Annotated in this window: 3 protein-coding genes; all 3 read right to left on the reverse strand. The window is 73.1% G+C overall.

The genetic code is table 11. The features are described from left to right. A partial coding sequence (locus AOK01_RS23330; RefSeq protein ID WP_055514821.1) for a hypothetical protein occupies nucleotides 1-1,086 on the reverse strand: 1,086 nt, incomplete at its 3' end. 7 nt (nucleotides 1,087-1,093) lie between these two features. Beyond that, nucleotides 1,094-1,348 (reverse strand): MoaD/ThiS family protein, encoded by a 255-nt coding sequence (locus AOK01_RS23335; RefSeq protein ID WP_055514823.1) that lies wholly within the window; start codon nucleotides 1,346-1,348, stop codon nucleotides 1,094-1,096. Nucleotides 1,349-1,412: 64 nt separating this feature from the next. After that, a partial coding sequence (locus AOK01_RS23340) for an alpha/beta hydrolase family protein (RefSeq protein WP_425424755.1) occupies nucleotides 1,413-1,970 on the reverse strand: 558 nt, incomplete at its 5' end.

Below are 1,970 nucleotides of genomic sequence, written 5' to 3' on the forward strand. Positions count from 1 at the left end.
GCCCATGGCAACCCCCGCCCCGGCAGCCGCGAGCAGCGCGACCACCACGGACCCGGCCGTCGGAAGCGGAACCGCCCGCGCCAGAACGGTCGCCGCGACCGCCACCCCGCCCACGATCACCGCGTCCGGGTCGGCCCCCAGATGCCCCGTGGCGATGATCGCCAGCGCCGCCGAGACGACCGTGGCCATCAGGCCCAGCATCCGCTCGTCGGGCTCGGCACGGCTGCGCAGCTGAACGACCAGGGTCAGCAGGACCCAGACGCCGAGCGTGCCGAGGATCGCGGCGGGCGCGTTCTCCCGCCCGGCCGCGAGCAGGGCCACGTCAGCGGTGAGCGCACCCGCGAAGGCGAGCGCGATGCCCTGCCGGGCGGGCCACATCCCGTTCAGCCGGAACCAGCCCGCCGCGGTCACCGCCTGGAGGATCACCAGCGGCACAACCAGCGCGTACTGCCCGACCGCCGCCGCGCCGGCCAGCAGCAGCCCGAGGGCCGCCGTCAGTACGGCCGGCTGACCGCCGGGCTCGATGATCGGCGAACGCCCCTCGGCACGGGCCCGCTGGGCATCGGTGACCCTGGTGTTGCCGGTGACGGTCGGAGGACCGTACGCGGAGTCGGTTGCACCGGAGGCGGGTGCGGGGGCCGGGGCGGCAGCGGGAGCACGATGGGCACCCTGGCCCTGAACCTGCCCCTGCCCTTGCCCTTGCCCTTGCCCTTGCGGCTGGAACTGCTGCGGCTGCGGTGTCTGGCTCCAGCCCGTCTCCGCTGTCTCCGCGGGCATCGGCTGCCCCACGACGCCGTACTGAGCCCCGTACGACTGCTGCGGCGCCCCGTACGACGGCTCCGACGGTCCCTGCTGAGGCAGGTACGCCGTCTCCGCGGCCGGCGCGACCGGTGGCTGGACCTGGGTCTCCCAGGTCTGGCCCTCCCACTGCTGGGTGTACTGCTGCTGCGCGGCGGCCTCGTCGTACGGCTGCTGCCCGGCCCACCCGCCCGGCGACTGCTGCTGTTGCTGTTGCTGCTGGTACGGGTCGTAGCCCTCGTACGGGCCCTCGTACGGCTGGTTCCCCTCGTACGGCTGGTTGCTCATGGTCCCGTCACCCTCCTGCGAACGGCGGGAGCACCTCGACCGTGCCGCCCTCGGCCAGCCGTACCGTCTCATGTCCGCGGGTCCCCACGGGATCGCCGTCGATGAGGAACGAGCATCGCCGCAGGACGCGGGCGAGTTCCCCGGGGTGTCGCGTGCGTACCGCGTCGAGCGCCTGCCCGAGGGTCTCCGCCTCGTACGGCTCCTCGGCGACGCCCGCGGCAGCCTTGGCGGCGGCCCAGTAACGCACCGTGCCCTTTGCCATCTGGTTCCTCGATCAACAGTGGAAGTAAACGGGTGACGGACTCCGCCAGGCTAGGCCAAGCCGGCTAACCCGCGTGCGCGGCGGCCCATTCCCCGATGCGGGCCAGCAGTTCGTCGTCCGCCGCGTTCTCGGCGTGACCCATTCCCCGCTCCAGCCACAGCTCCGCGTGACCGCCGGACGCGGCGGCCAGCATGCGTGGATGGTCCACCGGGAAGTAGCCGTCCCGGTCGCCGTGCACGATCAGCAGTGGAGTGGGCGCGATCAGGGGGACCGACTCCACCGGGGAGGACGGAACCGGGTCCCACTCGCGGTGATGGATGCGGGTGCGCAGTCCGTAGCGGCCGACCGCGCGGCCCACCGGCCGCGTTACCAGCCAGTGCAGGCGTCGCATAGGGGCCGTACCCCGGTAGTACCAACGGGCGGGTGCGCTGACCGAAACCACCGCGGCCAGACGCGCCCCTGTGCGCCCCTCGTGCTCCTCTTGCCCGCCCTCTTGTTGCCCGCCCTCTTGCCCACCCCCCTGCAGAGTCGCGTCCCTGAGCCACACCGAGCCGCCCATGGAGAAACCGACGGTGGCCACCCGCGTGTGACCGCACTCTCTTGTCCACCGAACCGCCGCCGC

The organism is Streptomyces aurantiacus (assembly GCF_001418335.1).
In the GTDB taxonomy this organism is placed as follows: domain Bacteria; phylum Actinomycetota; class Actinomycetes; order Streptomycetales; family Streptomycetaceae; genus Streptomyces; species Streptomyces aurantiacus.

Coding starts and splice junctions, on each gene's coding strand:
- AOK01_RS23335 (WP_055514823.1), bottom strand. CDS start 1,348: ATGGCAAAGGGCACGGTGCGTTACTGGGCCGCCGCCAAGGCTGCCGCG.